Here is a 26642-nt window from a genome sequence, read left to right as displayed (position 1 = left end):
CCCAGCCATGTGAGACTCCCGATGCGCTCCAGCCTGACCCTGAACCGATTCCTGCGCGGCCTCGCCACCGCCTTGTGCTTGGGCATCGTCGCCAGCGCGCCCGCAGTGGCCGCATCCGCGCTCAAGCTGGAGGTCTACAACCCTGGCACCAAGAGCATTTTCCCGGTCTCGTCCGAACTTGTCACCGGCGCGCACGACGCGGTGCTGATCGACGCGCAGTTCCAGCGCAACGACGCCGAGGCGCTGGTTGCGCGCATCCGCGCCAGCGGCAAGAACCTCACCACCATCTACATCAGCCACAGCGATCCGGATTTCTACTTCGGGCTGGACGTGCTCAAGGCCGCGTTCCCGGCGGCCAGGATCGTCGCCACGCCGCAAACGGTGGCGGCCATCCGGGCATCCATGTCAGGCAAGCTGGCTTATTGGGCCCCGATCCTGAAGGACAATGCGCCCAAGGCGCTGGTGCTGCCCGAGCCGCTGGCCGGCAATGCCATCGAGCTGGAGGGCAGCAAGCTGGAAGTGCTGGGCCTGGACGGCCCGGCGCCGGAACGCACGGTGGTGTGGATTCCGTCGCTCAAGACCGTGGCCGGCGGCGTGGTGGTCTTTGGCAAGAGCCACGTCTGGGTGGCCGATACGCAAACACCGGCCTCGCGGCAGCACTGGATCGCCATGCTCGATCGCATCGCGGCGAAGAAGCCAGCGCGGGTCGTGCCCGGGCACTATCTGGACGATGCGCCGCAGACGCTGGCGTCGGTGCGCTTCACGCGGGATTACCTGCGCACGTTTGAGCAAGAGGCGGCGCGCGCGCCGGATGCCAAGGCGCTGAGCGCGGCGATGCAAAAGCACTATCCGCAACTGGGCGGCCTGGACTCGCTCGATCTGAGCGCCAAGGTCATCAAAGGCGAAATGCAGTGGCCTGCAAAATAACGGCTGGGCGCCAAGCCGTGTCTCGCGTTTCGCGATGTGCATAACGCCAGCATCAACTCTCAGGAAGCATTGATCATGTCCGGTCTCACCCTGCATTACATCTACGACCCGCTGTGTGGCTGGTGCTACGGTGCCGCGCCGCTGGTGCGTGCCGCGCGCGCCGTGCCTGGCCTCGCGCTCGCGCTGCACGGCGGCGGCATGCTCACGGGCGCCAATCGCCGCCGCGTCACCGCGCAATGGCGCGACTACGTGATGCCGCACGATCGCCGCATCGCCGCGCTCACCGGCCAGCCGTTCGGCGAGCGCTATTTCGAAGGCTTGCTGCGCGACGAGAGCGCGATGATGGACTCCGCGCCGCCCACCACCGCGATCCTGGCCGCGCAGGCGCTGGGCGGCGTCGAGGCCGCCGCCGATCTGCTGGCGCGCCTGCAGCATGCGCACTATGTGGACGGGCTACGCATTGCCGATGCGCAGGTGCTGGCCGATCTTGCCGGGCAGGCCGGACTGGACCCGCAGCGCTTTGCCAGCCTTTGCCTGGACATCGGCGGTGACAAGACGCAGGCACATATGGCCGCCAGCCGCGCGCTGCTGAACCGTCTGGGCGGGCATGGCTTCCCCACGTTTGCGCTGCAAAACGGCACCGGCCAATTTGCGGTGCTGGACGTGGGCCCGTTCCTTGGCGACGTGGGGGCGTGGCAGGAAAGCCTGGCGCGGGCGGTTGCGCAGCAGGGCGGGCGCGTGCAGGCGGGCAGCCAGGATGGCGCCGGCGGCCCGGCTTGCGACGCGCAGGGTTGCGCTTTGCCTGCGCAAGGGTAAACTTCGCGCCCGCATTGCCGTTATACCAATCGACGTCCCGGCACACAGGCTGCGCCGGTTCCGTCGATTGTCGTTTGCACGCGGCTTGTCCTTTCGTCGGGACAAGCGCTGCACGAGACGGCATCGACCCTACACCCGCACCCTACATGCCGCACATCCAAGGCCCTCCCGGAGAGACCGAACTTTTTCGCACGCTTGTACTTGGCGTGACCGATTACGCGATCTATGCGCTGGATCCCGCTGGCATCGTGAGCAGTTGGAACTCCGGTGCGCAGCGGGCCAAGGGATACACCCGGGATGAAATCCTGGGCGCGCATTTCTCGTGCTTTTACACGCCGGAGGATCGCGCCGCGGGGCTGCCCGAGCAGGCGTTGCGGCAAGCGCGCGAGGCGGGCCGCTTCGCGGCGGAAGGCTGCTGGCGCTTGCGCAAGGATGGTTCCCGCTTCTGGGCCCACGTGCTGATCACGCCGATCTTCGATCGCAAGGGCAAGCAGCTTGGCTATGCCAAGGTCACGCGCGACATGACGCAGCAAAAGGCCGACGCCGAGCGCATTGCGGAGGTGACACGCACGCTGGACCTGGCGTTGGAGAACATGTCGCAGGGGCTGTGCCTGTTCGATCCGCATGGCACGATCATCCTGACCAATCGCCGCATGGAAGAGATCTTCCGCGGCGCGGGCGCGGCGCTGGTGCCAGGCGCGGATTTTCTCGCCCTGTGCCGCACCATGGCCGGCGTGCGCGAGAGCGAAATCGCGGCACCAGGGGTGCTCGCCAGCCGCCTTTACGGCGATATGCGGGCCGAGGCCGGCCAGTCCGACGACCGCGCGGAGCAATACGCGCAGGCGCTTTGCGAGCGGCACCGCGAGATCCTGCGCCGCCACCAGCAATGGCGCAGCGTGGAAGCGTTGCCCGACGGGCGCGCCATTGCGCTGTCGCACAGCGCCATGGCTGACGGCTCGTGGGTGACCACCTGCGAGGACGTGACCGAGCAGCGCCGCATCGAAGCCAAGATCCAGTATATGGCGCGCCACGATGGGCTCACCGGCTTGCCCAACCGCAGCTATTTCAACGACTACCTGGACGAAGAACTGCTGCGCGCGCAAAAGCAGGGCAGCCGGGTGGCAACGCTAGGCATCGACCTGGATCGCTTCAAGGAAATCAACGACCTGCACGGGCATGCGGCCGGCGACACCGTGCTGCGCGCGGTGTCCCAGCGCATCGCCAGCCAGCTGGAGCCGGGCGAGTTCATCGCTCGCATCGGCGGTGATGAGTTCATTGCCGTGAAGCGTTTCGAGCGGCAGGCCGAGCTGAGCGACTTCAGCGCGCGCCTGGTGACCTGCCTGAGCGAGCCGGTGCGGCTCGAGGGCTTTGACCTGACCACGGGCGCGAGCATCGGGATTGCGATCTATCCCGGCGACGGCACCCATCGCGACCAGCTCGTCAGCAATACCGACCTGGCGATGTACCGCGCCAAGGGCAGTTTGTCCGAATCGATCTGCTTCTACGAAAGCCGGATGGACGAGGCCGAGCGCGAGCGGCGCGCGCTGGCCGGCGAGCTGTGGACCGCCATCGCCGCCAACCAGTTCGTGCTGGACTACCAGGTGCAGACCGCCATTGCCAGCGGTGAGGCCATCGGCTGCGAGGTGCTGCTGCGCTGGCATCATCCCGAGCGCGGGCTGATCGCGCCCGATAGCTTCATTCCCCTGGCTGAAGAATGCGGCGCCATCCTGCCGATCGGCGAGTGGGTGCTGCGCACCGCATGCCAGGAAGCCGCGCAGTGGACGTTCCCGCGCAAGATCTCGGTCAACCTGTCGCCGGTGCAGATCACCCACGGCAACCTGGTCACGCTGGTGGCGCAAGTGCTGGAGGAGACGGGGCTGGCGGCGGGACGGCTGGAACTCGAAATCACCGAGTCGACCATCATCGGCGACAAGGAACGGGCGCTGGACATATTGCGCCGCATCAAGGCGCTGGGCGTGACCATTGCCATCGACGATTTCGGCACGGGCTACTCGTCGCTGGACACCTTGCGCTCCTTCCCGTTCGACAAGATCAAGCTGGACCGCACCTTTATCGCGGAAATTTCCGACAGCCAGCAGGCCAAGGCCATCATCCGCGCCATTCTGGCGCTGGGCCAGAGCCTGGCGATCCCGGTGCTGGCCGAAGGCGTGGAGACCGACGAGCAGCTCAGCCTGCTGCAGGCCGAGGGCTGTGATGAAGCGCAGGGATTCCTGCTCGGGCGCCCGCAGCCGCTCGAGCATTTCCGCCGCGCCCACGCCGTGGTCGGGCCGCGGCTGGTGACGGCGCAGACACCGGAACGCTAAGAGGCGCATCCGGCGCATGCGGGGCATCCTGTGCGCGCGCGTCGCGATCTGTGCCGTTAGCGCGGTCCCGGCCGTATGCAGCGCCTTTGCGCCGCGGTGGAACTCGCCCGGCAGCCAGCCACTCTCATTGCTTGTCGGCAGGCTCCCGCGCTGCCATACGGGTAAAAACCGGGAGTGGCCGTGGCACCACGCATCACCGTCGAAGGTGGCCAGCCGGCCGGCCAGCCTCATGTGCGCGAGGTGGGCGACCCCACCGGCGGCCAGGCACTCGCCCCGCACCGCCTGGCAGGCTGCGCGCACGCCGATCCGCTCACGCCCGCCGATCGCTACCAGGAGTTGTTCGTGGCGGTGCAGATGGGGCGCATATTTCCCGACAGCAAGACCTTCACCGACGCCATGCCCCGGCAGGACCCGGCCACCATCCTGGCCGCCTACCGCGCTCGCGCCGGCGCTGCCGGCTTCGACCTTGCCGCCTTTGTGCACGCGCATTTCGTGCTGCCCGAGGTGCCGGGCAGCTGCTACGAGTCCGATCCCAACCAGGCGCTGGCCGACCATATCGACGGGCTGTGGGCGGTGCTGACCCGGCATCCCGCGCAGCACCCGCCGCAATGCTCGCTATTGCCGCTGCCGCATGCCTACGTGGTGCCGGGCGGGCGTTTCTCCGAGCTTTACTACTGGGATTCGTACTTCACCATGCTGGGCCTGGCCGCCAGCGGGCAGGGCGGCTTGCTGCGCGGCATGGCGGACAACTTCTCCTACCTGCTCGACACCTATGGCGTGATCCCCAACGGTACCCGCAGCTACTACCTGAGCCGCTCGCAGCCGCCGGTGTTCGCGCTGATGGTGGAGCTGTTCGAGGACCAAGGCGTGCAGCCCGAGCTGGATTTCCTGCCACAGTTGCGCAAGGAGTACGCTTTCTGGATGCGGGGCGCCGACTGCCTTGCGCCGGGGCAGGTGTGCCGGCGGGTGGTCAGGCTGGCCGACGGCAGCCTGCTGAACCGCTACTGGGACGAGCGCGACACCCCGCGCGAGGAAGCCTATATCGAAGATATCGGCACGGCCGCATTGGCCGCCCGGCCGGCCGCGGAGGTATTTCGCGACCTGCGCGCCGCGGCCGAATCGGGCTGGGACTTCAGCTCGCGCTGGCAGGAACCCGGCGGCGGGCTGGAGTCCGTTCGCACCACGGCGATCCTGCCGGTGGATCTCAATTGCCTGTTGTTCAAGCTGGAGCACAAGCTCGCCGAACTGGCCCAGGCCGCCGGTGACGCCGACGCACCGGTCTTCGCCCAGCGCGCGCAGGCCCGCCGGGAGGCCATCGACCGGCTCATGTGGCGCGAGGCTGAGGGCGCCTACTTCGACTTCGACTGGCAACGCCACCGCGCCCGTGCCAACCTGACGGCGGCGACCGTGGTGCCGCTCTTCGTCGGCGCGGCCACCCCCGAGCAGGCGGCGCGGGTGGCGCAAACCGTGGTCGCGAGGCTGCTGCAGCCCGGCGGCATTGCCACCACCGAGCACGTCAGCGGCCAGCAGTGGGACCTGCCCAACGGCTGGGCGCCGCTGCAATGGCTGGCGATTGGCGGGTTTGCGTGTTCCGGGCAAGCGGCGCTTGCCAACGAGATCGCCCATCGCTGGCTGGTGACCGTGGCTAGCCTTTACCAGCGTGAGTACAAGCTGGTGGAGAAATACGCCCTGCAGCTCACGGAGGACGGCGCCTTAGGCGGCGGGGGTGGCGAGTATCCGCTGCAGGATGGTTTTGGCTGGACCAACGGTGTGGTGCGCAGGCTGCTGCAGGAGCACCCCACGCATGTGGCGTGCCGCTGCCGCGCGGGCGTGAAGTCCGTGCATCCATGAAGGCGCGAAGGTGTGAAGGCATGAGGGCATGGCTTCAGCGATGGCTGGCACTGGTTGCCGCTTGCCACCGCGCCACCGTGCCAGCCAGCCAGGCTGGATCGTCGTGCGGCAAATCGTGCCCCGCCCAGGGATGGCGGCGGTGCTGGGCGCCCCAGGCTTCGGCCAGGCGCGCAGAGCACACCGGGTCGACCAGATGATCCGCTGCTGATGACAGTACCAGCGTCGGGCAGGCAGGCGGCGCACCCGGCGCGTGATAGCGTGCCGCGGCCCATAGCTGGCGCAGGGCATTGGCCCGGCTTACCGGCGCGCTGCTGCGAATCGCGCACCATTGCGCCACATCCGTCGCGAAGGCCGCGCTCGCGTTGCAGGTCAGCCGGTAGATGATGCGCTCGCAGTAAAGGGCGTTGTGCCAGCGCAGCGCCATGCCCAGCAGTGCCGGCCAGTTGCGCGGCGGCAGCCGCTCGGCCACGCTGCTAAAGGGCCGCATGCTGGTGTTGACCAGCACCAGCGCGCCGATCTCCTCCGGGTGCTGCTGCGCCCACTGCGCCGCCACCATGGCGCCCAGCGACATCGCCAGCAGCCGGTATGGCCGCGCCAGCCCTTGCCTGGCGGCGCGCTCGCGCAGGAACGCCACCATGGCAGCTACGTTGGCTGGCGCGCGCCCGGTCGCCTCAACGCCATTGCCAGGCAAGTCCAGCATGGTGACTGGCCCGATGCCGGCGTGGGTTTGCAGCACGCCCGGCAGGATGCCCCAGTGGCGGGTTTCGCGTGTCAGGCCGCGCAGCAGTATCCAGTCACTCATCCTGGCGGCCCCCAGGGCCACTGTGCGTTGGCGCGGTCGAGCAATTCCTGGCGGCGTTGCCCGCGTGGCAGCCAGCGCTCGGGCGCATAGGCCACGCGGGCCAGGAAATCCAGCAGGTTGGCATGCCGGCGCAGCACGCGCGCGGTGCGGTGCGCCTTGACCGGGTTGAAGAATCCCTGGCGCGAGAACAGCTGGCGGGGATTTTTCTTGATCCACAGCCAGGAACCCAGCTCCAGCGTCATCGGCAGGAAGATGTTGCCGGGCGGCGTGTGGTCGTAGGCCCAGTCCCACAGGTCCCCGTGCAGCAGGTATTGGCGGCTCTGCGGCTCGAAGGCATAGCCGTGGTGAGGATGCGCCTGCTCGAACATGGTCTTGAGGGCAAACATCTCGGGCAGGTGCGGCATTGGCGCGGTGGTGCGCGCGTAGGGAAACCAGATGCTGTCGCCCCAGCCGTAGCCCGAGTGGCAATCCAGCGCGAAGCTCAAGGGCCGGCCCTGCAACTGTTGCTCCACCACTTGCAGCATGGCTGTGCTTTCCACCTCCATGGGCGCACCGAGCTTGCCCCGGTACCACGGCAACCATGCCCCCACGCGCTGGCCGCCAGCCAGCGGCGGCACCCGGCCAACCGCGTCCTGCGGCGCGTTGCGCATCAGGTCCACGCCGTTGGGGTTGGCGCGCGCGCCCGCCCACATGCCGCCCGGGTTGACGATCGGCATGAACAGCAGCCGCACGGATTGCAGCTGGCGCTCCAGCAGTTCGTCCCACTCCAGGCGCCACAGCAGCATGCGCATGTAGTCGAGCAGCAGATGCGTGCCGATGCGCTCCAGGCCATGGATGCCGGCAAAAAAGCCGATGGCAGGCGCGTGCGGATCGCTCGCCCCGATGCTGGCGGTGTACAAGGGAAAGCACTGGCCGCCTGCCTGCACCTCGCCAACGCGGCGGGCATCCAGGCGGCTTGCGCCGGCTTCCAGGATGCTCTCCAGTTGCTGCATTTCAGCAAAACTGCCTGCGTTGGGTGGCTGCGCCATGGGCGAGGGCGGCTCCTTGGGGGGCGATGCGATGGTCGATTGTCAGGGCGTCAACGTCAATATAGGCGCTGGCGGCCGGTCAGGTAACAAAAGCGTGCCCGCCATCATCCCCCGGTTTTGTGAAAGCCCCGTGACCGGCGCCAGGTGTCAGGGGGGGCAGGCCGTGGCCAGCGCTGGCTCGGCCGATGCAAACAGCATCAGCAGGGGCCAGCCGCGCGTGTTGGCCAGCGCGCGCAGCGCAGCGTCCGGGTTGGTGGCCACCGGGTGGCTCACGGCTTCGAGCAGCGGAATGTCGTTGCGCGAGTCGCTGTAGAACACGGTGCGCTCGAACTGCGCCCACGCCATGCCGAGCGATTCCAGCCACTGCGCCACGCGTGTGATCTTGCCCAACCCGAAGCTCGGCACGCCGTCTACCGCGCCCGTGAAATTGCCTGACGCGTCGCGCCCGGCCTCTACCGCCAGCAGGTGCGCCACGCCCAGCGCCTCGGCGATCGGCTCGGTGACGAAGCGGCAGGTGGCGGTGACGATGCAGCACAGATCGCCGGCGTCCTGGTGTGTGGCCAGCAGCGCGCGCGCCTCGGGGCGGATGGCCGGCGCGATCACGTCGCGCATGAAGCCGCTGCGCAGGCTCTCCAGCCGTGCATGCGGATGACGCGCCAGCAGGCCCAGGGCGAAGGCGGCGTGGCGGTGGAAGTCCAGGCGTCCGGCGCTGTACTCGGCCAGCCACAGCGCGTTGTTGGCCTCGACTTCGGCGGCATCCGCCGCGCCGGCCTCCACCAGGTAGCGTGCCCATTCATATTCGCTATCCAGCGGTAGCAAGGTGTGGTCGAGGTCAAACAAGGCAAGGCAGGACATGCGCCGTCTCCGGTCGGAAAAGCGGCAAGGATGCCCACCGGCAATGACCCAAGGATGAAGCGCGGCGCAAGAATCCCGATACGGCTATCAGGGATCTTTGCCGCCTTTGGCGAAGTTGCCGAGCTTGCGGGGGGCGCCGATGCCGCCTACGCCGCCTTGCGCGGCGCGAGGCATTCCAGGAAGGCCCCGATCAGCCGCGTATGCGTGCGGCCCTGCAGGCAATAGAGGTATTCGTGCAGCACGGGCGGCTGGCTGGCAAACGGCACAATGCACAGCGCCGGGTCGCGCGGCACTTCTCCCAGCGGCACCACGCTTGCGCCAAGGCCCTGGCGAATGGCTTCGTAGATGGCTTCGCGGCTGCCGATGACGGTGCAGGCCGGCAGCGGCAAGCCGGCGTCGTCCAGCGCGGTCTCGGTGGCCTTGCGCGTCATCGAGCCGTGCTCGCGGATCAGCAGGTGGCAGGTTGCCAGCTGCGCCAGGCTGACCTTGGGCGCGCGCGCCAGCGGGTGGGCGGGGTTGACTACCAGCACCATTGGGTCGGTGGCCAGCGTGATGCGGGCCAGACGCTCGTCCTCGACGGCGTGCGAGGAGACGGCGACGTCGATGCGGTACTCGATCAATGCATCCAGCATCTGCTGCGAGTTGCCGATATCGATGCTGATCTCGATGGCGGGATAGCGTTCGCGAAACGCGGCCACGCTCTTCAGGATGTAGTAGGGGCCGGTAGCGCCGATGCGCAGATGGCCGAGATGCAGGTTGCCGGCATTGCGCAGCAGGAAATCCGCGCTGCCTTCGTGCTGCATCAACTGCTCCACCACCGGCATCAGGGCCACGCCGACGTCGCTCAGGTCGACCCGGCCAGCGCGCCGGTAGAACAGCTCCACGCCGTAGTTCTCTTCCAGCTGGCGGATGCGGCCCGTGACCGTGGGCTGGCTTACGCGCAGTTGCTTGGCGGCGGTGGTGATGCTGCCCTGCCGTGCCACTTCATAGAACGTCGTCAGCAGGTCGCCGAGCATGGGGGATTTCCGTGGGGATTGCGCAAGCGCGCCAGTCTAGCGGCGATTTATGACAGTTCTTCGCCGCGCGGCCACGGGCGCGGCGGCGCGGCGAAGAAGCCGGGGGTAACAGGCAAGCCCGGGCCTGTGCGTGCGGCCCGGGCTGCGTTCAGGGCACTGCCCGCGCGGGCTTGCCCTGGGCCGGGTCGGAGATGGAGTCGGCGCCCGTTTCCAGGCGGCCGGCAAAGCGGCGCCGGAAGCTGCCCTGGGTGGTGGTCACGACGAAGTCGTACCAGTTGCCCTGAAGCCCCACCGGCCAATGCTGGTCGAGCTGCTTGCCGGCCGGGATGTCGAAGGTCCAGGGGCCGTCGTCACGGTAGGCGGCGGGCGTGACGGTGAAGGTGCAGGCATTGGTGCCGGTATTGATCATGGTCAGGTAGACGGCGGCATTGGCGATGTCGTAGCACACCCGGATTTCCGGCGCGGTGCCGCCCGCGGCGGCCACGGTGCTGACATCGCCCTGGAAGGCCCGGTGGAATCCGTTCGGGCCCAGCACCCACAGGTCGTATTTGCCGTTGTCAGCGGTGAAGACGTCCCAGCTGTCATTGACCTGTTTGCCCGGCTCCACCGCATAGCGGCGCGGCACGCGGTCCAGGTGCAGGCGGTCGTACACGTGGAAGACGGCGGCGGCCGTGCCGGTGTTGCTCAGCAGCAGCCACATGGCCTTGGCGCCCGGATCCTCGCGGCCGCTCACATGCAGCTCGTAGGGCAGCGCGCGCGAGGGCCGTGTGCCCGCGGGCTGGGTGGCCGGGTTGGCGGCCTGGGCGGCTACCGTGGGCAACGCTACCTGAAGTTTTGCTTCCTGCGCAGCGCGCACGCTGTCGGCATCGGTCTTGGTGCGGTTGGGGATGTTGGGCAGCGCCGCGCTGTTCGGGCTGACGAAGTTGAACGCCGACAGCATGTCGCCGCAGATGGCGCGGCGGTACGGGCTGATGTTGGTCTCGGCAACGCCGAAGCGTGCCTCCAGGAAACGCAGCACCGAGGTGTGGTCGAATACCTGCGAGTTGACCCAGCCACCGCGGCTCCACGGCGAGACCACGTACATCGGCACGCGCGGGCCGGGGCCGTAGGGATGCATGTCGGTATGGTACTCACCGTCGGTGGCGACGGTGGACTTGCCGGCGAGCACGCCGTTGGCGTCGTAGGCAGGCGCGCAGGGCGGCGGCACATGGTCGAAGAAGCCGTCGTTCTCGTCGAAGTTGATCAGGAGCACGGTCTTGCTCCAGATGGCCGGGTTGGCCGTCAGCGCATTGAGCACTTCCTGCGTGTACCAGGCGCCTTGCACCGGGCTGGAAGGCCCCGGGTGCTCGGAGTAGTTCGCCGGCGCCACGATCCATGACACCTGCGGCAGGCTGCCCGCGGCGATGTCGTCCTTCAGCGCTTGCAGGAAGCCGCCGTCCGGCATGGTGTTGCCGATGCCCTTGATGAGCGGGTTGATGGCGTCGTCGGCGATGGTATAGGCCGGGTAGGGGCTGCCATTGGACGCATTGCCCCGCGCCTCGTTGGCCTTGCGATATTGCACGAAGCCAGCCAGCGGGTTGTCGGTGAAGTTGTCCGGCATGTTCTGGTACAGCTTCCAGCTCACGCCCGCCGCCTGCAGGCGCTCCGGATACGTGGTCCAGCGGTAGCCGCCGGTGGATGCGCCCATGGAGTCGCCGCTGTTGTCGATCACCGGGCCGCCATTGGCGCCGGTGGGGTCGTTGGTGCCGGTCCAGTGGAACAGGCGGTTGGTGTTGGTGCCGCCATGGAAGCCGCAGTGATAGGCGTCGCACAGCGTGAAGGCGTTGGCGAGCGCGAACTGGAAGTCCAGCTCGGTCTGGGTGTAGTAGCCCATCGACTGGGTGTTCTTGAAGGTGGGCCACTTGTTCATGCGGCCCAGGTCCCAGGCGTTCTGGGCGTCGGGGTAGCTGTGCGGCGTGCCGCTGACGCGCTGCGCATTGCCGGCCGTGCTGTCGAGGTGGTACGGCTGCACGATGCGGTTGGTGTAGGCCTGCTGCCAGACATTGAGGCCGCCAGCCAGCGGGATCGGGAAACGATCGCCAAAGCCGCGCACGCCCTGCAGGGTGCCGAAGTAATTGTCGAAGGAGCGGTTTTCCTGCATCAGGATCACCACGTGCTCCACATCGCGGATGGTGCCGGTGGCGTTGTTGGCGGGAATCGCCAGCGCGCGCCGGATCGAGGGCGGGAAGGCGGCCAGCGCCGCGGTGGCGGCGGCGCTGCCGCCGGCCATCTTGAGGAATTTGCGTCTGCTGTGAAGGCTCATCTTGGTTTTATGCTGGACTGTTCGGTTGGTGCAGGGCGTGGCGCCGGTGCGCTATCGCGCGCTGGCGCACGCCGCTGTTGGCGACGGTTTGCTAATGCTTGTCAGGGTGCGCAGCGCAACTGCGGCGTGGCTGCGGGCTGCTGCCCGGGCTGCGCCGGATCGGCGGGCTTGTCATTGGCGTCGCCGCCGCAAGCCGTCAGCGTGGCGCACAGCACCAGTGCCGCCAGCCAGCCCGGCTGCGCGAAGAAGGAGATTGAAGGCTTCATGGTCACGTTTGCTCTCGGGGAATAGGTATCAGGGGTTGAGCGTGGACAGCGGCTGGTGCGAGCCGGCAATGCTCTGCAGCTCGGCCAGGCTGAGCTGGCGCGTCCACATGGCCAGGTCGTTGAACTCCATCACGCCCTTGAGCGCGCCGCCGTTGTTCGCCACATAGGCATGCGTGGCATCGTCATTGAGGCCCCAGGCCTTGGTGGCCAGGCCGTTGAGCTTGGTCACGTCGGTGTTGGCGATGGCCTTGTTTTCAGCCTTTTGCAGCCCGAGCACCGGGTCGATGAGGTAGGCGCTGAAGGTCTTGGCCGTGGCGTTGATCGACAAGGCCAGGTAGGTCCACTGGTTGGCGCTGAACGTCATGCCCGTGATGTCGTCGCGCTTGCCGCCGCTGCCGATGTTGAAGCTCACCGAGCAGCTGCCCCACAGGCCGATCGCGATGCCCGCGTTGCTGCCGGAGGTCCAGTTCTTGTTGGCCAGGATCGGCTCGCCGGTGCCGTTGCCTTGCGTGCAGTCGGACCTGAACCAGAAGCCGATGGTGAATTGCGGGGCGAGTGCGATATCGGCGCCGTTCTGCGTGAGCCGATAGGCATCGATTCTCGAATCGACCTTCAGCGCCTTGCCGCCGAAATTGTCGCTGCTCAGCGAGCCGCCATCGGTGCCGGGAATCCAGGGGCCGATGGTGGTCGTGCCCTTGCTGTCGGTTGCCGGCAGCGTCTCGAAACTGTAGTAAGCAGCCAGGTTGTTGCGCAGCGTGTCGGCCAGCACGATTGGCTTGACGTAGTTGATCTGTGCCAGCAACGCGGTGGGCACACCGTTGCGCACCAGCGTGTAGTTGAAGTGGTACACGCCGCTGGCCGGCGGGGTGATGGTCTTGTCCTCATAGGTGGACGTGCCGGCCGGCAGCGTGGCGATCTGTACGCCGTCGCGCAGCAGGGTCATGTCGCCGCTGGCGGTGGTGGGGTTTTGCCATGACAGCACGATCGAGGTGCTGGTGCTGCCCACCACGGACTGCAAGGCCCGCACGCCCGCTGTGCCGGCCAAAGCCGAGCCGTCGATCTGGTACGAGGCGGCGGGCAGGGCCACGCCAACGTGCGCGAGCATGGTGGGCAGCAGGTCGGCCTCGGTCGGCAGTGCCGCCAGCGCGTCCGCATTGGCGGGCGCGGCCGGCAGGTTGCCGGCCACCGCCGTGTTGAAGGGCTTGTTGAGCGCGATGAAGGTGGTGCGGTTTTGCACCGTCGGCAGCGTGGTGGTGGAACCCGTCGCGTCCAGGCCGTGACTGGTGGTCACGGCGACCAGCCAGTCTTCGTTGGCATTGGCGGCGCGGCGCGCTTGCACGGCAGCCAGCAGCTTGCCCAGCGCCTGGTCAAAGCCGGACAGCGCGGTGGCGTAGCCGCCGTTCTGGAAGCCCTGGGCGGACGCAGCCAGGTCGGGCGCGCTGAACTGGGCGAAGACCACGTCGTAGCCGGACTGCACCAGCTTCACACCCTCTTGCGCCACGCAGTTGTCGTCGGCGGTGCAGTCGCGCATCGAATCGAGATTGCCCGCGGCCACGTCGGCCTTGAGCAGTGCTGGCAGCACGGGCGCGCTGGAAGCGACGCCGCGGCGCAGCCGGCTCGAGCCGGCGTTGGCGCGCAAGTACTGGAACAGGCTCGGCGTGCGCAAGCCGGTGGCCACGGCAACGTCGTCGCTGACGCCGTGGCGGTTCGCCCAGTTGCCGGCGAGGACGGTGGCCCAGCTCGGGCCGGCAAGCGGAACCTGCTCGGTGGTGGTGCCGAGCCGGCCGCCGGTCGATGCTGGCGTGATCGACAGCGTGGCCAGGTTGGGCAACGTGCGCTGGGCGATGCCGTTTTGCAGCTGGCTATAGGTGGCGCCGTCCACGCCGACCAGCAGCACTTTCTTGCTGGCAACGCCACTGCCGCCCGTGTTGTTCTGATCGGGTGCCACCACTGCCGGCGAGTCGCTGCCTCCGCCGCCGCATGCCGCTACCGTGCCCGCCAGGGCCAGGCCACATGCCATGCGTGCCCGCTGTTTCCATGCCATATCCGGTTCCTCTTTTCTGTTATCCAACGCGGCGCGCCGCTCCGGCGGCGCGTCCGATCACGCTCCCCGTGACGCGTTGGCAGAGTAAGAAAAGGGGTTGTCATGCGGGTGACAGGGAGGCAAAGAATGCTGATACGCCCATTTGTATTCTTGATGGGACCGGCACGCAGAGGCGCACGCCCTGCCTGGATGGCGGGATGGAGGACGAAAAAAGCGAGGAGAGTGCGGCGCCAGCAATGACCGCGGAGGACGACGAAGGGAGAGGACGCGAGGCGTAAGGCGGGATGTAGTGCGGGGATCAAACGTGCTGCGTTGCCCCTGTCATGGCGACGTGGGCAACGCAGCGGCGGCGAGCGCCGCGAATGTCAGGCCTTGGCTGCCTGCGGGGCCGCACCGCTAGCCTGCGTGTTCGGGCGCCGCACCATCAACGCCAGCAGCGCGGCCACCACGCACGCCGCGCCCGCGGCGTACAGCGCCGGCGTGTAGGTCAGCAGCAAGGTACGGGTAAGGCCCGCGCCAAACGCAGCCGTGGCGGCGCCGACCTGGTGGGCTGCAAAGATCCAGCCGAACACCATTGGTGCGCGCTCCTTGCCGAATACCGAGCCTGCCAGCCTGACCGTGGGCGGCACTGTGGCGATCCAGTCCAGGCCATAGAACATGGCGAAGATGGACAAGCCATACAGCGTGAACGTGGAGTGCGGCAGCCAGAACAGCGACAGCCCGCGCAGCCCGTAATACCAGAACAGCAGCTTGCGGCAGTCATAGCGGTCCGACAGCCAGCCCGACAGGATGGTGCCGACAAAGTCGAACGCGCCCATCATCGCCAGCGCGCCGGCGGCCGGCACGGCGGCCATGCCGAAGTCCGCGCACAGCGAGATGAAGTGCGTCTGGATCAGGCCGTTGGTGCTCAGCCCGCAGATGAAGAAGGTGCCGGCCAGGATCCAGAAGGTCTGGTTGCGGGCGGCGTCGCGCAGCACCACAAAGGGCCCGCGCAAGGTCAGCGGCGTGGGCGCACTGGTCGGTGCCGGCGCGGCTTGCACGTGCACCGGCACCTCACCGAACGCAGCCAGGCCCACGTCGGCCGGACGGTTGCGCATGAAGCAGAACACCAGCACGGCCAGCACCGCGCAGGCGCCCAGCACAGGCACCACCGCGATGCGCCAGCCCATATGCTCGATCAGCCAGGCGGCCACGGGCAGGAACGCCAGCTGGCCGGTGGCCGAGCTGGCGGTCAGGATGCCGATCACCAGCCCGCGGCGCGCGCTGAACCAGCGGCTGGCGACCACGGCCGCGAGCACCAGCGCGGTCAGGCCAGAGCCAACGCCGAGCATCAGGCCCCAGGCAATGAACAATTGCCACAGCTCGGTGGCCACGGTGGCCAGCGCCATGCCGCCGGCTATCAGCGCCAGCGCGGCCCACACCACGTTGCGCACGCCGAAACGCTCCATCAGGATCGCCGAGAACGGGGCCATCAGGCCGAACAGCGCAAAGCGAAACGCGAGGATGGATGAGATCTGATCCGTGTCCCAGCCCATCTCGCGCGTCAGTGGCTTGAGGAAGGCGCCGGGCAGGCCGAGCGCGGCCGAGGTGGTCAGCATCACGCAGAAGGTGATGGCGGCGATCAGCCATGCGTAGTGGATGCCGCGCCGGTCGAGCCGGCTGGAAAGCGCTTGAGCGAACATGGGTCGGGTTCCGGGGGGCGTTTGGTTTGTCTTGGGGCGCTGGCCCTTGCTGTTACTGCGGATTCGGGCCCAGCAGCATGTCGCGCGCCGCGGCCAGGATGTCTTCGGAGATGGCATCGCCCTGCGTGGCACGTGCCAGCGTCATGGCGCCCACCAGCATGGCCAGCTGTCCCAGCGCCAGCTTGCGGCGCTCGGCCGGGTCGGCGTGCTCGACCGTCTTCATCCAGTCCTCGACCATGACCTTGAGGCCGTCGATATAGACCTGGCGCACTGGCTTGTCCGCCGGTTCGCGGGCAATGTCGCCGGCGAGGGCCACCGCCGCGCAGCCATCGCCGCGGTCGGTGCAATGCGCCGTGGTGAGGTAGGCGTCCACCAGGCTGGTGCGCATCGCCTGCTTGTCGCCTTTGGCGCGTTCGATGCGGCGCGACCAGCGCCGCGCGGATTCCTCGAAGGCGCGCTTGCTCGCCAGCGCGGCCAGCGCGTCCTTGGACGAGAAGTGCCCATAGAAGCCACCGTGCGTGAGGCCCGCGCCGGCCATCAGTTCGGCCACGCTCACGCCGTTCAGGCCGCGCTCGCGAAATAGCTTGGAGGAGGCCTGCTCGATGGCTTCCCTGTGCTTGTCTGCCTGCTCTCGTGATGCGCGCGCCATATCGGGCTCTCCTGCTGAAACTTTGCTTGACCGGATTTTATATGACGGCCATAATTTATTCAATAAATGTTGACTATCATTTAAGTTGGCATCGCCGCGCGGCATCCCGGATGCGGGCGGCGTTGCCATTCTTTTCCTCTGTATCAGGAGAATCCGTCATGCAGAACCTGTTCGATCTCACCGGCCGCGTTGCCGTCATCACCGGCTCCACCAAGGGCATGGGGCTGGAAATGGCCCGTGCGCTGGGCGCCTCTGGCGCCGCGCTTGTGGTATCCGGCCGTGACCAGGCCGCTTCCCAGGCGGTAGCGGCCGCACTGGAGGGCGAGGGCTTCAAGGCCAAGGGCATCGCTTGCGATATCGGCAACGTGGAGAGCGTGCAGGCGTTTGCCAGGCAAGCGCTGGATGCCTACGGCCGCGTGGATGCGCTGGTGCTGAACGCGGCGGGCAGCAGCACGGCGGGCGCGCTGCTGAGCCAGGGCCCGGAAGTGTTCGAGCAGGCCATGGCGGGCAATGTGCGAGGCAACCTGGTGCTGGTCAATGCGTTGGCGCCGCAGATGATCGAGCGTGGCGACGGTGCCGTCATCTTCATGTCGAGCATCGCCGCCAAGCGCGGCTCGGCCATGCTCGGCATGTACAGCATCACCAAGGCCGCAACGGACGGCGCGGTGCGCAGCCTGGCGCTGGAGCTCGGGCCGAAGGGGATCAACGTGAATGCGATCAACCCCGGGCCGGTGCGCACGGAATTCTCGCGCGAGGCGCTATGGGGTAACCCGGAACAGGAGGCGCGCCTGGCCGCCGCGATTCCGATGCGGCGGATTGGCGAGGCGAAGGATGTGGCGGGGCTGGCGGTGTTGCTGGCATCGCCGGCCGGGCGCTTCATCCACGGCCAGAGCATTGGCGTGGATGGTGGACTTTCGGCGTGAGCCGCTGAGGGTCAAAGGTCAAAGATCAACGTTCAAAGGATCGCGCCCCGCAGATGCCGGGGCGCCGGGCCGCCAACGCCCCTCAGCTATGCATGCCTGCCAGCCGCATCAGCAGGCGCAGCAGCAAAGCCGCCACGCCAAGCGCAGCCACGCTGGCCACCCAGATCAGCACCATCCAGCCGACCCGCTTGAGCCACGGCCTGGGCGCATCATCCGGCGATCGCCGGCGGTGCTGCGTCGCTGGCATCAGTGATACCCCTCGCCGTGTTTCACCTTGCCCCGGAACACGTAATAGGCCCACACCGTGTACATCAGGATGAAGGGAATGATGAACAGCGCGCCCACCAGCGCAAAGCCCTGGCTTTGCGGTGGCGAGGAGGCGTCCCAGATCGAGATATCCGGCGGCACGATATTCGGCCATACGCTGATCGCCAGCCCGCTATAGCCCAGGAAGACCAGCGCCAGCGTGTACATGAACGGCGCGAGGTGCGCATGCTGTTGCAACGAGCGGATCAGCCGGTACATGGCAAACGCCACCAGCAGCGGTACCGGCGAGAACCAGAGCAGGTTGGGCAGGCTGAACCAGCGCTCGGCAATGCGCGGCTGCGACAGCGGCGTCCAGATGCTGATGACCGCAATGACAGCGAGCAATACCCAGGCCAGCTTGCCGGTGAGTTCCAGCATGCGCTCATGCAGCTTGCCTTCGGTTTTCATGATCAGCCAGGTGCTGCCCAGCACGGTGTACGCCACCACCACCCCAACGCCGCAGAACAGCGGGAAGGGCTGCAGCCAGTCCAGCGGGCCGCCTGAGAAGGTGCGCCCGGTCACCTTGATGCCGTCGATATACGCGCCCAGCGAAACGCCCTGGAAAAACGCCGCCACCAGCGAGCCGCAGATAAACGCCTTGTCCCAGACGTGGCGCTCGCGGTCATTGGCCTTAAAGCGGAACTCGAACGCCACGCCGCGAAAGATGAGCCCCAGCAGCATGAAGATCAGCGGCAGGTAGAGCGCGCTGAGCACCACCGAGTAGGCCAGTGGAAACGCGGCCAGCAGGCCGGCGCCGCCCAGCACCAGCCAGGTCTCGTTGCCGTCCCATACAGGTGCCACCGTGTTCATCATGACGTCGCGGTCATGGCGGTCCGGCACGAAGGGATACAGCATGCCGATGCCCAGGTCGAAACCGTCCATCACCACGTACATCATCACGCCAAAGAAGATGATGACGGCCCAGATCAGAGAGAGGTCGATGCCCATGATGATCAGCTCCTGCTATCGGCCAGGCGGTTGGTGGAAGCGACCGCGCCAGGTACGTCGCCCGGATCGTCCACCGCGGAGAGCGGTCGCGCCGGCGTGCCTTCCACGGCGTGTCCGCCGTCGGGTTCCGGATCGCCCTCGTGCTCGACCGGGCCTTTGCGCACCAGCCGCATCATGTAGGCGATGCCCACGCCGAAGACGAAGAAATAAGCCACCACGAACAGCGCGAGCGAGAACGCCAGTTCCGGCACGCCGTGCGGCGAGACCGCGTCGGCGGTGCGCATCACGCCGTAGACGATCCAGGGCTGGCGCCCGATCTCGGTGGTGAACCAGCCGGCCAGGATCGCGATCAACCCGGTCGGGCCCATCCATAGCGCCATGCGCAGGAACGCGCGCGCGCGGAACAGCTTGCCGCCCCGGCGCAGCAGCAGGCTCCAGAGGCCGAGCAGGATCATCAGCATGCCCAGCCCCACCATCACGCGGAAGCTCCAGAAGATGATGGTGGAGTTGGGCCGGTCTTGCGGCGCGAACTCTTTCAGGCCCTGGATCTGGCCGTCCAGGCTATGGGTGAGGATCAGGCTGCCCAGGCGCGGGATTTCCACCGCGAAGCGGGTTTCCTCGCGTGCCATGTCGGGCCAGCCGAACACGATCAGCGGCAGCGGCTCGTCGCCGTGGTTTTCCCAGTGGCCTTCGAGCGCGGCGATCTTGGCCGGCTGGTGCTTGAGCGTGTTGATGCCGTGCATGTCGCCAATGACGGCCTGGATCGGCGCCACGATCAGCAGCATCCACATGGCCATCGACAGCATCTTGCGGATGGCCGGGTTATCGCGCTGGCGCAGCAGGTGCCAGGCGGCGGAGGCGCCAACAAACAGCGCGGTGGCGAGGAAAGCCGCCACGCTCATATGCAAGAGGCGGTACGGGAACGACGGGTTGAAGATCACCGCCAGCCAGTCCACCGGCACCACCCGGCCATCGACGATCTCGTAGCCCTGCGGGGTTTGCATCCAGCTGTTGGAGGCCAGGATCCACGTTGCCGAGATCAGGGTGCCGAGCGCCACCATCAGCGTGGCGAAGAAATGCAGCCCGGGGCCGACCCGGCTCCAGCCGAACAGCATCACGCCCAGGAAGCCGGCCTCCAGGAAGAACGCGGTCAGTACCTCATAGGCCAGCAAAGGGCCGGTCACGCTGCCGGCGAAGTCCGAGAAGAAACTCCAGTTGGTGCCGAACTGGTATGCCATCACCAGCCCCGAAACCACGCCCATGCCGAAGTTGACGGCAAAGATCTTGGACCAGAAGTGATAGAGGTCGCGGTAGACCGTGTTCTGCGTGCGCAGCCAGCAGCCTTCCAGCACGGCGAGGTAGCTCGCCATGCCGATGGTGATGGCCGGGAAGATGATATGGAAGGAAATCGTGAAACCGAACTGGATCCGTGCCAGGTCGAGCGCGCTCAAGCCAAACATGTCGTGATCTCCGTGGGGCATTGGGAACGGGCTTGGCCGGCCAGTTCGGGTGCGGTCCATTCACGTTGCGTTTCAGGCGCACGCATACATAGAGTAGACCACAGGCCGAGCGCATAGAGGTGCGCTTTTTCGTGGGCTGACTGACGTGGCGAAAGGCCGGGGGAGGTTGCTCGCAAAAGGAAACCCGCCGAGGCGGCCGGGTCTGATGCAGGGATGTCCATGGATGGGGCAGCAGTGAGGCTGGGAGTTGGCGGCGTGCCATGGACACCATCCTACCGGTAGCTTGCGGTGGATAACAGAAGCAACAGCTCAGAAAAAGACCGGATCAGATTTGAGGGAAGTGTCCTGGGAAGTGCCTTCCATGCGCGTTCAGACCAGCCAGTCCCGACTTGGCAACGCGTTGGACCAAGGTCCCATTGTCTTCGCCTGCCATGGAACCCACTCTTAGGGGAGGAACCACTGGTGTGTCAAGGAGAGCAGAATGAACAGCAAGCATTTTCTGGTCGCGGCCGCGCTGGCGGTGATGGCGGGTTCGGCGCTGGCCCAGCCCGAAACCCAGGTTGAGGTCAAGAAAGCACCGGGCCAGGTCACCATGTCAGGGACCGCCAGGGTCACGGCCACGGTGGTTGCCATCGAAGCGGCCACCAGGACAGTGTCGCTGAGGGACAAGACGGGCAAGGTGGTCAGTCTGGTGGTGGGTGAGGAGGCCCGCAACTTCGACCAGTTGAAGGTCGGCGACGTGGTGACCGCCGAGTACAAGGAAGCCATCACCCTGACGCTCAAGAAGCAGGGCGGCGGCAAGAGTGCGGTCAGCGAGCATGAGTCGATGGACCGGTCCGCGCCGGGTGCCAGGCCGGGTGGCACGGCCGGGCGCGAGGTGACGGTCCTGGCCGATGTCGTTGCGATCAATGCCAAGACCAAGATGGTTACCTTGAGAGGGCCTAAGGGCAATACGCTGGACCTGATGGTTGAGGACCCCGAGCAGATGAAGAACATCAAGAAGGGCGACCAGGTCCAGGCCGTGTACACCGAAGCCGTGGCGGTATCCGTGGAGCCTGCCGCCGGAAAGTAGCGCTGGCGCGCGGGCTGCAGGGGCTGCGGGGGCTACGCTAGACGGCCGATATCGAAGCGGCACCGCCCGACGCGCCATCCAGCACCGGCGGTGCGGTGACGATCGATTTCAGCCCGGGCTGCGCCGCGCGCAACTGGTCCAGCCGCGGCAGCGGACGGCGCAGCGCCTCGGATCCTGCAAAGGCTTGCTCCATGGCATGCGCCACACCCAGCGTATGGTGATCGGCGCGGAAGCGGCCCACCACCTGCAGCCCGAACGGCATGCCGGCATGGTCCAGGCCGCAGGGCAGGCTGATGGCGGGGTGGGTGGTGAGCGTGACCACGTAGGTAGGGGCCAGCCAGCGGTAGTAGTTCTCTTGCTTTTCCCCATTGATGGTCTCGGCGTAGAGGCTGGTCCAGGGGAATGGCGACACCGGCGTGGTTGGCGACAGGATCACGTCGTAATCTTCAAAGGCGGCCTGGAAGCGGCCCAGGATGCGCGTCTGCTCGGCTTGCGCCCAGGCGCTGTCGACCAGCGACATGGCCGCGCCCATCTCATAGTTGGCGCGCGTGTTCGGGCCCAGGCTCTGCGGATCGCGCTGATAGGCCTCGTGCATGCCGGCGACAAAGCTCTCGGCGCGCAGCACGTCGAAGCAGCGGTGCGCGTCGCCCAGGTCGAACCGGATCTCGTCGCAACTGCGGAACAGGTGCCGCATGGCGGCGATCTTGTCGCGAAAGACCTGCCGGATCTGGTTGTCGACCGCGCACACGCCGAAATCCTCGGTCCAGCCCACCCGCAGCGAGCCCAGGTCGACATTGCCTGGCAGCAGGAATGACATCGGGTCGAGCGCATAGGTGAGCGGGTCGCTGGCCGACACGCCGGCCGAGGCCGCCAGTTGCAGGCAGGCATCGGCGACGGTGCGGCCCATCGGGCCGACCACGGAGATGGGCGTCCAGCCCAGCAGCTTGCGCGAGCTCGGCACCACGCCCGGCGACGGGCGGAAGCCCACCACGCCGCATTTGGCCGCGGGGATGCGCAGTGAGCCGCCGGTGTCCGAGCCGGTGCAGACCGGCAGCATGTCGGTCGCCAGCGCGGCAGCGGAGCCGCCCGAGGATCCCCCCGCATTCAGGTTGGGGTTGAAGGGGTTGCCGGTGGCGCCCCACACCGCGTTGCGCGAGTTGGCGCCCGCGCCCATCTCCGGGATGTTGGTCTTGCCGGTGACGATGGCGCCGGCCGCGCGCAGCCGGGCCACCAGCACGTTGTCGGCGCTGGGCACGTTGTCGCGGTACAGCGGCGAGCCATAGGTGGTGAGCAGGCCGGCCGTGGCTTCCAGGTCCTTCACGCCCAGCGGCAGGCCGTGCAGCAGGCCCAGCGGCGCGTCGTCGAGCACGGCGCGCTCGGCTGCGCGGGCTTCTTCGCGGGCGCGCTCGTAGCAGGTGGCGGTGACGGCGTTGATAAAGGGGTTGACCGCCTCGATGCGGGCGATGCACGCCTCAAGCAGTTCAACGGGCGAGATCTCCTTGCTGCCGATCAGGCGGCGCAGCGCCACGGCGGATTGGGCAAGCAGGTTATCGGTCTGGGTCATGGTGAATTCTCTGGCAGGTAGGGGGAAGCGCCGCGCCGGCATGGCAGGTGCGGCGGCGTGGCATGCGAATCGCGCTAGCGGCTCAGCCCGCGCGCCGACACCGGCCACAAGCAGGCCACGGCCTGCCCACGCACCCCAACGATCTCGTCGTACAGGTTGAGGGTGGGGTCGCAATGGCCAGGCACCAGCAGCACCTGGCTGCCGAGGCCCGGCAGGCCCGCCGCGCTGGTGCCGGGCACGGGCTCGATGATGCCGTGCTCGTCGTTGGCCGCCACATAGGCCAGCGCGTGGTCCTGGCCATTGGCGCCCCACACCAGTGGCAGGCCTGAATCCACCGCCATCGATTTCAGGCCCGCGTCCAGCACAACGCGCGGCGAGGGCCGCGTTGCCGCCGCCACGCTCATCACGGTGGTGGCGATAAACAGGCTGTGCTCGAAACGCAGCGCGCCGCTGTAGTCGTTGCGGCCGTAGTCAGCGTCCATGAAGATATAGGAGCCGGGCTGGATTTCGGTATAGACGCCGCTCTCCAGGTCGAACTCCACGCTGCCGCTGCCGCCGCCCGTCACGGTGGCGCAAGCCACGCCGGCCTCGGCCAGTTCGGCGACGATGGCGGCGGTACGCGCCGCGGCATCGGCCGCGGCCTGCCGGCGCGCAGTGTAATCGCGCACATGCTGAATGCCGCCGTGATACGCCTGCAAGCCGCGGAACGCTAGCTGCGGATGCGCGCCGATGGCTTGAACGAGGCGCAGCGCGGCAGGCGCGTCAGCCACGCCGCAGCGTCCCTGGCCCACGTCGATCTCGACGAACACGCCGATGCTGCTGCCTGCCTGCGCGGCGGCTTGCGCCAGCGCGGCGACCTGGCGCGCATCATCCACGCAAACGCTCATCCGTGCATGCCGCGCCAGGCGGGCCAGCAGCGCGGCCTTTGCCGCCCCGGCGATCTCGTTGCTGATATGGATGTCCCTGACCCCCGCCTGCACGAACGGCAGCGCCTCGCTGACCTTCTGGCAGCAGATGCCGGCCGCGCCGCGCGCGATCTGCGCCAGCGCTATCTCCGGGCATTTGTGCGCCTTGGCATGCGGGCGCAGTTGCACCCCGGCGCGGTCGGCGGCCTGCTGCATCTGCGCCAGGTTGCGCTCGAAGGCATCGAGGTCGAGCATCAGCGCCGGCGTGTCCATGGCGGCTGCGGGCTGGCCGACCACGGCGCAGGCGTCAAGCTGCAGGGTGGCGGAAGTGGAATCGGGGAGCGTCATATATCGGGCTGTCTTGGGCTGTCTCGGATCGTTCTGGAGGGCATGGCGCCGCCTCGGGGGCGGCGGTGCTTGCGATGATGTGGGCTGGAGGCGGGCGCTGTCAAACCAAGCCCGCCACGGGCCATCTGCGTGCGCTCAGTCCGCGGTGATATTGGCACGCTGCGCAATGGCGCGCATGCGCGGCAGTTCCTTGGTGATCAGCGCGGTCACCTCCGCGCCCGTGCCGTAGGACGGCTCGAAGCCATTGTCCAGCAACTTCTTGCGCGTATCCGGGTCGGCCATGGTCTCGGCCAGCGCCTTTTCCAGCTTCGCCTTCACCTCGGGCGCCAGGCCGCGCGGCGCCACTACGGCCAGCCAGGTATCCATATCGGTACCCGGGTACCCGCTTTCCGCCACGGTGGGCACGTCGGGCAGCAGGGATGAGCGCTTGGCGGTGGTGACCGCAATGGCCTTGACCTTGCCGGCGCGGATCTGCGGCACGGCGGCCGAGACGGTATCCACCGAGAACGGGATCTGGCCGCCGATCAGGTCGGTCATGGCCGGCGAGCTGCCGCGATAGGGCACGTGCAGCATCTTGATGCCAAGATCGTTCAGCAGCATCTCGCCGGCGAACTGCGCGGTGGTACCCGTGCCGAACGAGCCGTAGGAGAATTTTCCGGGTGTCGCCTTCACCGCTGCCGCGAGCTGCTTGAGGTTGTTGACCGGCACATCGCGGTTGGCCAGCAGGATCAGGCCGGTGCGCCCGGTCAGCCCGATCGGCTCGAAGCTCTTGAGCGGGTCGTAGGGCAGCTTGGGATGGATGGCCGGATTGACCGTGAATGTGGTGCCCGAGCTGACCAGCAGCGTGTAGCCATCCGGCGCTGCCTTGGCCACCAGCCCGGCGCCTACGATGGTGCCGGCGCCCGGCCGGTTGTCGATCACCACGGTCTGGCCCAGGTGGTCGCCGAGCTTCTTGGCCAGCAGCCGGCCGATCACATCGGTGGCGCCGCCGGGCGGGAAGGGGATCACCATCTGGATCGGGTGCGTGGGGTAGGCCTGGGCCAGCGCGCTGCCGGCGGGCACCGCCAGGCAACAGGCGGCCAGGCATGCAAGCTTGAAGGTATGGACGGGTTTCATGCTGACTCTCCTGCGTGCGACGATGGGGGAATGGATGCTGGCGGTTAGCGGCTCAGGCGGCGAGCGCGGCCGCCTTGTCCAGAAAGCCTTGGTACTCCGCTGGCGGCACGAACAGCCCGCCGGTGGTCCACACCAGATGCGTGGCTTGCGGCATCGTGGCTTCGAGCTGGTGCCGGGCCAGGTAGTCGCGCCCCGCCGCGCTCTCGCACAGCAGGCGCGGCCCGCTGAAGCCGGCCGCGGCAGAGGGCTCGATGCGCAGCCCTTGCGTGTGCCATGCCATGGCCAGGTGTTCGAACAGGGTATCGTCGGCCACCGTGAACACGCCGGACAGCAGCGGGCGCATGACGGCTGCGGCCAGCTCCGAAGCCCGCGGCACGGCTAGCCCGTCGGCCTGCGTGCGGTTGCTCAGGCCGAAGTCATAGACGGACGGATTGCCTGTGCCTGCCATCATCTGCACCAGGAAGCAGGGCGACTGGGTCGGCTCGGCAAACACACAGTGCACGTGCGGCCCAAACAGTTGCCGCATGCCGAAGGTGATGCCGGCCGGCGCGCCGCCCACGCCGCAAGGCAGGTAGACGAAGAGCGGGTGGTCGGCATCGACGGGGATCGCCTGCGCGGCGAGTTGCTGGCGCAGGTGCAGCGCCGCGGCGCTGTAGCCGAGCAGCAGCGACAGCGAGCGCTCGTCGTCCACGAAGTAGGTGAACTCGTCCTGCTGCGCCTGGCGGCGGCCGGCGGCGACGGCGTCCTCGTAGTCGCCAGCATGCTCCACGACTTCCACGCCACGGTTGCGCAGCCGCGCCTTCTTCCATGCCTTTGCATCCGACGACATATGCACGGCCGCGCGAAAACCTAGCGCCGAGGCCATCACGCCAATGCTCAGGCCAAGGTTGCCGGTGGAACCCACCGCCACCTGGTAGCGCCCGAACAAGGCGCGCACCGCCGGCTCCCCCAAAGCCAGGTAATGCTCCGGCCCGTTGCGGCCAGGGCCAAGCAGGCCATGGCGCAGCGCCAGGTTCTCGGCAAACTCCAGCACCTCGTGGATGCCGCCGCGTGCCTTGATGGAGCCTGCCACCGGCAGGCTGTGGTCGGCCTTGACCCACAGCCTGCCCTGGCTGTCTGGCAACCCAAGGGCTGCCTGCATCGACGCCGCGGCGACCAGGGGCGACTCGATGACGCCATGGGTCTCGGCCAGCTCGGGAAACAGCGCCGATAGCAGCGGGGCAAAGCGGGCAAAGCGCGCCTGTGCGGCCTCGACATCAGCTAGACTAATGCTGTGCCCGCCGGCGGCCTGGACCGGCGGTGGCGTCGCGGCGCGCGCCGGATTGCACCAGAGCAGCGGCGTGGCGGCGGCCAGGCTGGCGCGCAGCGCTGCGGCATTGTCCGTGCTGGTTGCGGTTAATGGGTTCGTGGCTAAAGGCTGGTTCATCGCAAAGGGATA

Annotated in this window: 22 protein-coding genes; 6 read left to right on the top strand and 16 right to left on the bottom strand. The window is 67.6% G+C overall.

What is annotated here, in order from left to right:
* Nucleotides 1-21: 21 nt before the first annotated feature.
* The 4 genes from F7R26_RS29380 (at nt 22) to treF (ending at nt 5918) form a co-directional block, all read left to right on the top strand.
* Entirely contained in the window at nt 22-927 is a 906-nt protein-coding gene (locus tag F7R26_RS29380; RefSeq protein WP_150985610.1) for an MBL fold metallo-hydrolase, read from the top strand.
* Between the two features lie 75 nt (nt 928-1002).
* Nucleotides 1003-1743 (top strand): DsbA family protein, encoded by a 741-nt coding sequence (locus F7R26_RS29375; protein ID WP_150985609.1) that lies wholly within the window; start codon nt 1003-1005, stop codon nt 1741-1743.
* Between the two features lie 146 nt (nt 1744-1889).
* The gene (locus tag F7R26_RS29370) at nt 1890-4067 is read left to right on the top strand and encodes a sensor domain-containing protein (protein ID WP_150985608.1); all 2178 of its coding nucleotides are present in this window, start codon (nt 1890-1892) and stop codon (nt 4065-4067) included.
* A gap of 180 nt (nt 4068-4247) precedes the next feature.
* A complete protein-coding gene (gene treF / locus F7R26_RS29365) occupies nt 4248-5918 on the top strand; it encodes an alpha,alpha-trehalase TreF (protein WP_241754577.1) in 1671 nt (556 codons plus the stop codon).
* A gap of 34 nt (nt 5919-5952) precedes the next feature.
* Here treF and F7R26_RS29360 read toward each other — a convergent pair whose 3' ends face one another.
* The 9 genes from F7R26_RS29360 to F7R26_RS29320 form a co-directional block, all read right to left on the bottom strand.
* The gene (locus tag F7R26_RS29360; protein WP_150985607.1) at nt 5953-6720 is read right to left on the bottom strand and encodes an alpha/beta fold hydrolase; all 768 of its coding nucleotides are present in this window, start codon (nt 6718-6720) and stop codon (nt 5953-5955) included.
* Nucleotides 6717-7748, bottom strand: coding sequence for a M14 family zinc carboxypeptidase (locus F7R26_RS29355; protein WP_150985606.1), 1032 nt, complete (start codon nt 7746-7748; stop codon nt 6717-6719). Before F7R26_RS29355 ends, F7R26_RS29360 begins: the two co-directional genes overlap by 4 nt.
* Nucleotides 7749-7895: 147 nt before the next feature.
* On the bottom strand, nt 7896-8603 hold the full coding sequence (locus F7R26_RS29350; RefSeq protein WP_150985605.1) for an HAD family hydrolase: 708 nt from the start codon (nt 8601-8603) through the stop codon (nt 7896-7898).
* A 146-nt stretch (nt 8604-8749) separates the two neighbouring features.
* Complete coding sequence (locus tag F7R26_RS29345) at nt 8750-9619, bottom strand: LysR substrate-binding domain-containing protein (RefSeq protein WP_150985604.1); 870 nt, start codon at nt 9617-9619, stop codon at nt 8750-8752.
* A 148-nt stretch (nt 9620-9767) separates the two neighbouring features.
* The gene (locus F7R26_RS29340) at nt 9768-11921 is read right to left on the bottom strand and encodes a phosphocholine-specific phospholipase C (RefSeq protein ID WP_150985603.1); all 2154 of its coding nucleotides are present in this window, start codon (nt 11919-11921) and stop codon (nt 9768-9770) included.
* Nucleotides 11922-12022: 101 nt separating this feature from the next.
* Complete coding sequence (locus F7R26_RS29335; RefSeq protein WP_170301848.1) at nt 12023-12187, bottom strand: hypothetical protein; 165 nt, start codon at nt 12185-12187, stop codon at nt 12023-12025.
* A gap of 28 nt (nt 12188-12215) precedes the next feature.
* The gene (locus tag F7R26_RS29330) at nt 12216-14231 is read right to left on the bottom strand and encodes a hypothetical protein (protein WP_416351345.1); all 2016 of its coding nucleotides are present in this window, start codon (nt 14229-14231) and stop codon (nt 12216-12218) included.
* Nucleotides 14232-14596: 365 nt separating this feature from the next.
* On the bottom strand, nt 14597-15913 hold the full coding sequence (locus tag F7R26_RS29325; RefSeq protein WP_150985602.1) for an MFS transporter: 1317 nt from the start codon (nt 15911-15913) through the stop codon (nt 14597-14599).
* 52 nt (nt 15914-15965) lie between these two features.
* Nucleotides 15966-16562 carry a TetR/AcrR family transcriptional regulator gene (locus tag F7R26_RS29320; RefSeq protein WP_150985601.1) on the bottom strand — a complete coding sequence of 199 codons (597 nt, stop codon included), beginning with the start codon at nt 16560-16562 and terminating at the stop codon, nt 15966-15968.
* A gap of 158 nt (nt 16563-16720) precedes the next feature.
* On the opposite strand from F7R26_RS29320, the gene F7R26_RS29315 reads away from it, so the two are divergent.
* Complete coding sequence (locus F7R26_RS29315) at nt 16721-17485, top strand: SDR family NAD(P)-dependent oxidoreductase (RefSeq protein ID WP_150985600.1); 765 nt, start codon at nt 16721-16723, stop codon at nt 17483-17485.
* Between the two features lie 82 nt (nt 17486-17567).
* Here F7R26_RS29315 and F7R26_RS29310 read toward each other — a convergent pair whose 3' ends face one another.
* From F7R26_RS29310 to F7R26_RS29300, 3 genes are read right to left on the bottom strand one after another with little or no spacing between them, the layout of a single operon-like run.
* Nucleotides 17568-17732: a DUF2474 family protein gene (locus F7R26_RS29310; RefSeq protein ID WP_082055131.1), complete on the bottom strand. Its 165-nt coding sequence runs from the start codon at nt 17730-17732 to the stop codon at nt 17568-17570.
* Entirely contained in the window at nt 17732-18739 is a 1008-nt protein-coding gene (gene cydB, locus F7R26_RS29305; RefSeq protein ID WP_150985599.1) for a cytochrome d ubiquinol oxidase subunit II, read from the bottom strand. Before cydB ends, F7R26_RS29310 begins: the two co-directional genes overlap by 1 nt.
* A 5-nt stretch (nt 18740-18744) precedes the next feature.
* The gene (locus F7R26_RS29300) at nt 18745-20199 is read right to left on the bottom strand and encodes a cytochrome ubiquinol oxidase subunit I (protein ID WP_150985598.1); all 1455 of its coding nucleotides are present in this window, start codon (nt 20197-20199) and stop codon (nt 18745-18747) included.
* Between the two features lie 481 nt (nt 20200-20680).
* Between F7R26_RS29300 and F7R26_RS29295 the strand changes: the two genes are divergently transcribed.
* A complete protein-coding gene (locus tag F7R26_RS29295) occupies nt 20681-21271 on the top strand; it encodes a hypothetical protein (protein WP_150985597.1) in 591 nt (196 codons plus the stop codon).
* A gap of 37 nt (nt 21272-21308) precedes the next feature.
* On the opposite strand, the gene F7R26_RS29290 is transcribed toward F7R26_RS29295, so the two are convergent.
* From F7R26_RS29290 to F7R26_RS29275, 4 genes are all read right to left on the bottom strand, one after another.
* Nucleotides 21309-22835, bottom strand: a complete 1527-nt coding sequence (locus F7R26_RS29290; RefSeq protein WP_150985596.1) for an amidase — start codon at nt 22833-22835, stop codon at nt 21309-21311.
* 74 nt (nt 22836-22909) lie between these two features.
* The gene (locus F7R26_RS29285; RefSeq protein ID WP_150985595.1) at nt 22910-24088 is read right to left on the bottom strand and encodes a DSD1 family PLP-dependent enzyme; all 1179 of its coding nucleotides are present in this window, start codon (nt 24086-24088) and stop codon (nt 22910-22912) included.
* 135 nt (nt 24089-24223) lie between these two features.
* Nucleotides 24224-25204, bottom strand: coding sequence for a Bug family tripartite tricarboxylate transporter substrate binding protein (locus F7R26_RS29280; protein ID WP_150985594.1), 981 nt, complete (start codon nt 25202-25204; stop codon nt 24224-24226).
* A gap of 52 nt (nt 25205-25256) precedes the next feature.
* Nucleotides 25257-26630 carry a D-serine ammonia-lyase gene (locus F7R26_RS29275; protein ID WP_150985593.1) on the bottom strand — a complete coding sequence of 458 codons (1374 nt, stop codon included), beginning with the start codon at nt 26628-26630 and terminating at the stop codon, nt 25257-25259.
* Between the last annotated feature and the right edge of the window lie 12 nt (nt 26631-26642).

The sequence above is a fragment of the Cupriavidus basilensis genome, assembly GCF_008801925.2.
GTDB lineage: Bacteria > Pseudomonadota > Gammaproteobacteria > Burkholderiales > Burkholderiaceae > Cupriavidus > Cupriavidus basilensis.
Note: the sequence above shows the minus strand (reverse complement) of the source record. Positions and strands in the feature narration are given on the sequence as shown.